Origin of the sequence: Halomonas sp. (assembly GCF_031581305.1) — a bacterium.
Classification (GTDB): domain Bacteria; phylum Pseudomonadota; class Gammaproteobacteria; order Pseudomonadales; family Halomonadaceae; genus Halomonas.
In genome coordinates, this window is sequence record NZ_JAVLBC010000181.1 from 1 (window position 1) to 5,509 (window position 5,509).

General features: G+C 66.5%; 7 protein-coding genes and 1 pseudogene. 6 read left to right on the top strand and 2 right to left on the bottom strand.

The genetic code is table 11. The features are described from left to right. Positions 1–282 (bottom strand): S1 RNA-binding domain-containing protein (locus RI841_RS13275; RefSeq protein ID WP_310706101.1); only part of this gene is annotated, 282 nt, incomplete at its 3' end. Positions 283–846: 564 nt separating this feature from the next. Here RI841_RS13275 and RI841_RS13280 point away from each other — a divergent pair. The 3 genes from RI841_RS13280 to sppA are packed head-to-tail and all read left to right on the top strand — an operon-like array spanning position 847 to position 3,568. Further along, positions 847–1,794 carry an RluA family pseudouridine synthase gene (locus RI841_RS13280; protein WP_310706102.1) on the top strand — a complete coding sequence of 316 codons (948 nt, stop codon included), beginning with the start codon at positions 847–849 and terminating at the stop codon, positions 1,792–1,794. Positions 1,795–1,806: 12 nt separating this feature from the next. Continuing rightward, complete coding sequence (locus RI841_RS13285; protein ID WP_310706103.1) at positions 1,807–2,457, top strand: HAD-IA family hydrolase; 651 nt, start codon at positions 1,807–1,809, stop codon at positions 2,455–2,457. Positions 2,458–2,479: 22 nt separating this feature from the next. Beyond that, positions 2,480–3,568 carry a signal peptide peptidase SppA gene (gene sppA / locus RI841_RS13290; RefSeq protein ID WP_310706104.1) on the top strand — a complete coding sequence of 363 codons (1,089 nt, stop codon included), beginning with the start codon at positions 2,480–2,482 and terminating at the stop codon, positions 3,566–3,568. Positions 3,569–3,698: 130 nt separating this feature from the next. Here sppA and RI841_RS13295 read toward each other — a convergent pair whose 3' ends face one another. After that, a complete protein-coding gene (locus RI841_RS13295; RefSeq protein WP_310706105.1) occupies positions 3,699–4,286 on the bottom strand; it encodes a nucleoside triphosphate pyrophosphatase in 588 nt (195 codons plus the stop codon). 128 nt (positions 4,287–4,414) lie between these two features. On the opposite strand from RI841_RS13295, the gene RI841_RS13300 reads away from it, so the two are divergent. The 3 genes and pseudogenes from RI841_RS13300 to RI841_RS13310 form a co-directional block, all read left to right on the top strand. Then, the gene (locus RI841_RS13300) at positions 4,415–4,942 is read left to right on the top strand and encodes a YceD family protein (protein WP_310706106.1); all 528 of its coding nucleotides are present in this window, start codon (positions 4,415–4,417) and stop codon (positions 4,940–4,942) included. 32 nt (positions 4,943–4,974) lie between these two features. Continuing rightward, positions 4,975–5,145: a 50S ribosomal protein L32 gene (gene rpmF, locus RI841_RS13305; RefSeq protein WP_310706107.1), complete on the top strand. Its 171-nt coding sequence runs from the start codon at positions 4,975–4,977 to the stop codon at positions 5,143–5,145. Between the two features lie 41 nt (positions 5,146–5,186). Next, positions 5,187–5,509 (top strand): annotated as a pseudogene (locus RI841_RS13310) (phosphate acyltransferase); the annotation flags it as partial.

A 5,509-nucleotide genomic window follows, 5' to 3' on the forward strand; every position in this document is an offset into this window, starting at 1 on the left:
CTCCTTGAGCACCTCCTTGATGCTGGGGCGGCCCGAGGGTTCCTTCAGGAAGTAGTCGCGGGACACCTCCTTGAGGGGCAGGAAACCGTGACGGTCGGCGCCGAAGTCGACGAAGGCGGCTTCGAGGGAGGGTTCCACCCGGGTGATCTTGCCGCGGTAGATGTTGGCTTTCTTCTGTTCCCGGGCTCCGGACTCGATGTCCAGGTCGTAGAGGCGTTGTCCATCGACAAGTGCGACCCGCAGCTCTTCGGGCTGGGTCGCATTGATGAGCATCCGTTTCATGTCGTCTCGCAAATAGGGACGCGCCGGACGGCGGTCAACGACGGAGGCGAACCACTGGTTGCTGCGTGCTTGTGCTCAGCGCATGTCGCGGATGCGGTAGTGCGCCCGGCCGTCCCAGGTCATCCTTGCACGATGGAACCGACACGGCATGATCATGTTGAGTACGGGGCGGAGGCAGGACATGTCTCGGTGGGACGTCACCCATCCGGCCCTGCGGTCACCGCCAACACCTGGCATTCATCGATTCGCCTACGCCGGCCTCCGGCACGTTGTTGTACGTATCCCGTGGTCTTCGGTCGTGCTGCAGGGAGCGCGACCGAAGCCGGGCGTGGCGTTGTATCGCTTGCTTGTCGGCGGCGGGACCCCGGATTGGCGAGGATCGTCGCGGCCTGATCTTTTCGCTCCGGCCTGCGTGTCTGTCGTGCAGGCGCTCTGGCGGGTTGTGACAACCCATTGAAGCGAGTTGGTAATATAACAGCAAAGGGGGTGACCAGCAATTGGCGCAGAATGGCCTGCACTGCGGTAGAATGCGCCTTTCGAGCAGGTATCCAGTGGAGTGGCGGCATGGCCGAAGGGCGCGACGTGCAGTGGGTGGAAGTAACCGAAGGCCAGGTGGGGCAGCGGATCGACAACTTCCTGTTGACCCGCATGAAGGGGGCGCCCCGAGCACTCATCTATCGCATCGTGCGCAAGGGCGAGGTGCGGGTGAACAAGAAGCGGGTCAAGGCCGATACCCGATTGGCACTGGGCGACATGGTGCGGATTCCGCCACTGCGTCTGACGCCCCGGGAGGCGGTCCGCGAGGTGAGCGACAACCTGCGCAACCTGCTCGCCGGCAGCGTGCTGCTGGAGGGGCGCGACTGGCTGGTGATCAACAAGCCTTCTGGGCTCGCCGTGCATGGCGGCAGCGGTGTTAAGATTGGCCTGATCGAGGCGTTACGCCAGGTGCGCGAGGACCTCGACTTCCTGGAGCTGGTCCACCGCCTGGACCGTGATACCTCGGGCTGCCTGCTGCTGGCCAAGTCACGACCGGCGCTGTTGGCGCTCAACGAGTCGCTCAAGCAGCATCGCATGGACAAGCAGTACCTGGCCCTGGTGGCCGGACGCTGGCCGGCACGACGCGACTTCGTCAGCGCCCGGCTCGACCGTTTCGAGCTCGCCAATGGCGAGCGACGGGTGCGGGTCGAGCCGGGCGGCAAGGTGGCCCGGACGCGCTTTGCGGTGCGCGAGGCCTTCGAGAAGGTCACCCTGGTGGAGGCCGAGCCAGTCACCGGGCGGACCCACCAGATACGCGTACATGCCGCCCATGCCGGTCATCCGCTGCTCGGCGATGACAAGTACGGCAGCCGCGAGAGTCAGAAGCTTTCCGCGACACTGGGCCTGTCACGACTCTTTTTACACGCTGCGGCCCTGACCTTTCCCGAACCCAGCAGTGGTCGCCCGGTGAGGATCAGGGCGCCGCTACCCAGTGAGCTCGAGGCGGTGCTTGATCGTGCCCGCCAGTCCCGCTGACACGGAGGCTTCATGCGCTATCGACTGGCCATTTTCGACTGGGATGGCACCCTGATGGACTCCATCGCTCGGATCGTCTCCAGCATGCAGGCGGCGTCTCGAGAAGCTGGCTGGGGCGAGCTGGAGGCAGAGGCGGTCCGCAACATCATTGGCCTGGGGCTGCCCGAAGCCATCGCGGCGCTCTGCCCTGGTATCGATGCTGAGCGTGCCGAACTGCTGAGGGCGCGTTACGCCCATCACTTCGTCGAGGGCGATACCGGCCCCATGCGCTTCTATCCCGGCGTCGAGGCCGGCCTGGCCCGGCTGCGGGGCAGGGCGGACCAGCGCCTGGCCGTGGCCACCGGCAAGAGTCGCCGCGGGCTGGAGCGCATCTTTCGCGAGAGTGACAGCGGTGGCTGGTTCCATGCGAGCCGTACCGCCGACGAGACCCTCTCCAAGCCGAATCCCCGAATGCTCGAGGAGCTTCTCGTCGAACTCGATGTCGAGGTTGGCGAAGCGGTGATGATCGGCGATACCGAATACGACCTCGAGATGGCTCGGGCACTGGGCATGGACCGCGTGGCGGTGACCTGGGGCGTGCATACCTCGCCGCGCCTGGCCGCCAGCCGTCCGGTGCTCACCGCCGAGTCGGTGCCTGACCTCTTCGACTGGCTGCACGGCTAGCTGACCAAGGGACTGCATGACCATGAGTGATGACGACAAGCGCGACGATCGCTGGACGAGCGGACCCGAGCTGACCCCGGAGCAGGCGCGCAGGGAGCGTGAGGCGACATCGGCCAGCGCAGCTTCGCCGCTCACCGAGGATGCCGAGACGCTGCGCGAGCGCCAGCGCCTGGCCCAGCTGGAGATGATGGACCGCTGGATCGACGGTGTCCTGGTGGAGCAGCGGCGTTCCCGGCGTTGGAAGCTGTTCTTCCGCTTCTTCTTTGCGCTGCTGATCCTGGTCTCGCTCTCGGTCACGCTCTACGGAATCTTCGGTGTCCCGGGCACCGGGGCGCCTGCCCGGCCGCACCTCGGCGTCGTCGAGGTCAAGGGGGTGATCGACAGCGATTCGCCAGCCAGCGCCGAGCGCATCATCGAGGGCCTGGAGCGCGCCTGGAAGGCGTCAGAGGCCGAAGCGGTGGTGCTGCATATCGACAGCCCTGGTGGCAGTCCCGTGCAATCCCAGCGCATTTTCGAGGCGGTGATGCGGTTGCGCGAGTCGGGTGACAAGCCCGTCCTGGCGGTGATCGAGGATATCGGGGCCAGTGGCGCCTACTACGTTGCCGCGGGGGCCGACGAGGTCATCGCCGCACCGGCCAGCCTGGTGGGCTCGATCGGGGTCATCCACGCCGGTTTCGGCTTCGAGGAGGCCATCGGGCGCCTGGGCATCGAGCGTCGCGTCTTCACGGCCGGGGAGAACAAGGCGTTCCTCGACCCCTTCTTGGAGATCGCCCCGTCGCAGCGCGAGTTCTGGCAGGAAGTGCTGACCACCACCCACCGCCAGTTCATCGACGATGTGCGCGAGGGGCGCGGTGGCCGACTGGCCGACGACGAGCGGCTGTTCAGCGGACTGATCTGGAGCGGAGAGCAGGCCCTCGAGCTGGGTCTGGTGGACGGGCTCGATAGCCTCGATGGCGTGGCTCGCGCCCGGCTCGGTGAGGCGCGGCTGCGCGACTATACGCCACGTCTCGACCCCTTCGAGCGGATTTCCCGTCAGTTCGGCCGGGTCGCCATGGAGTGGCTCGGCCTGCCGCGAGGGGAGTCGCCGGTGCGCTACCAGCTCGCCCCCTAGGGGCGAGCTGGAGCAGGAAGAACGCCCGCTTCGCGGACTTAAGCTTGAAGCTGGAAGATAAACCTTGACCCCAAGGCTGGTGACATCATGTTGCCTTCCAGCTTCCAGCTTCCAGCTTCCAGCTTCCAGCTTACGGTTCGCCGAGCGGATCGAGCCCAGCCTCGCGCAGCATCTCGCAGAGCCGGATCAGCGGAAGGCCGATCAGGGTGTTCGGGTCATCCCCATCGAACTTCTCGAACAGGGCGATGCCCAGTCCCTCCATGCGGAAGCTGCCGGCGCTGTCCAGGGGCTTTTCCCTCTCCACGTAGCGAGCGATCTCGCCCTCGCTCAGGTGGCGGAACACCACGTCGTAGGCCTCGTGGCAGACTCGGTGGCGACCTTGCCCGGTGTCGAGCAGCGCCAGGCCCGTGAGAAAGCGCACCCGTCTGCCCGAGAAGCGGGCCAGCTGGGCCCTCGCCCCCGCGGCGTCACCGGGCTTGCCGAGGATCTCGCCGTCGAAAAGCGCCACCTGGTCGGAACCGACGATCAGGTGTGCAGGAAAGCGGTCGGCCAGTCGCTCGGCCTTGGTCAGCGCCAGGCGGTGGACCAGGACCTCGGGCGCCTCCCCCGGGCGCGGCGTCTCGTCGATGTCAGGGCTCTCCCAGGCATAGGGAACCTCCAGACGGTCGAGCAGCCGGCGGCGCCAGGGCGAGCCAGAGGCAAGGATCAGGTGGGGCATGGGCATTCTCCGGTAGAGTCGCTGGAAGCGTCGAGTCGGCAGCGCCGATCACAGCACATGCTCTCATGGTAACCCGGGGCGATGGCGGCTTTGACAGGGGCAGGGGGAGTGCCTATCATTGCGCGCCTATGTTGACCTCAAGACTCCCGAGCCGGGTCGAGCCCTACAAGCTCGTGGCCCGTGCCGAACACCTGGAAGGCCTGGTAGCACTCGCCGAAATGGCGCGGCTGGCCGAGGAAGTTGGCGCTCAGTCCGGCGACGCCCAGGTATGGCTGGATTTCGCCATCGACCCCCAGGGGCGACGGGAGATCCGTGGCCATCTGAAGGCTGAGCTGCAGCTGCCGTGCCGGCGTTGCCTTGAGCCCATGTTGCAGCAGGTCGAGAGCGACTTCCGGCTGGGAATGGTCACCAGTGACGCCCTGGCCGCGGAGCTGCCGAGCACCCACGAGCCGGTGCTGGTGGAAAACGAACAGCTGAATCTGCTGGCGGTGGTCGAGGATGAGCTCATCCTCAGCCTGCCCCAGGTGGTTTACCACGACGAGACCGAATGTCCGGTCTCGCGCGACCAGCTGAACAGTGGGGAGGCGTCCGACGCGTCGGACGCCTCCCCGGCGAGCCCGTTCGATGTGCTGCGGCAGATCAAGGGCAAACCCTGATACACCCTCGTTTCACTCTGGAGTGATAACCCATGGCAGTTCAAAAGAACCGCAAGACCCGTTCCACGCGCGGCATGCGCCGCAGCCACGACGCCCTCACCGCACCGGCTCTGTCTCAGGACAAGGAGACCGGTACCACCCATCTGCGCCATCATGTGGCGCCGGACGGCTTCTACCGCGGCCGCAAGGTCGTCGACGCCTGACGCGACGGCGTCCCGGATGTTGGTAGTGACTGGTCGTTGACGTGCGAATTGCCATCGATGCGATGGGCGGGGACCTCGGTCCCCGCCCGGCCGTCATGGGGTCCGCTTCCGCCGCCATTGCCGACCCTGATCTCGAGCTCTGCCTGTTCGGCCCTGCCGCCCTGCTGGAAGACGAGATAGCCCGCCTGCCGCGGCAGCTCGCCGCGGCGGCGTCGCGTCTGAGGGTCGGCGATGCCCCGGCAGTCGTCCAGCAGTCTCAGCGTCCCAGCGAGGCGCTGCGTCATGGGGGCGATACCAGCATGGCCCGGATGCTCGACTGTGTTGCCGGTGGTGACGCCATGGCTGGGGTCAGCGCTGGCAATAC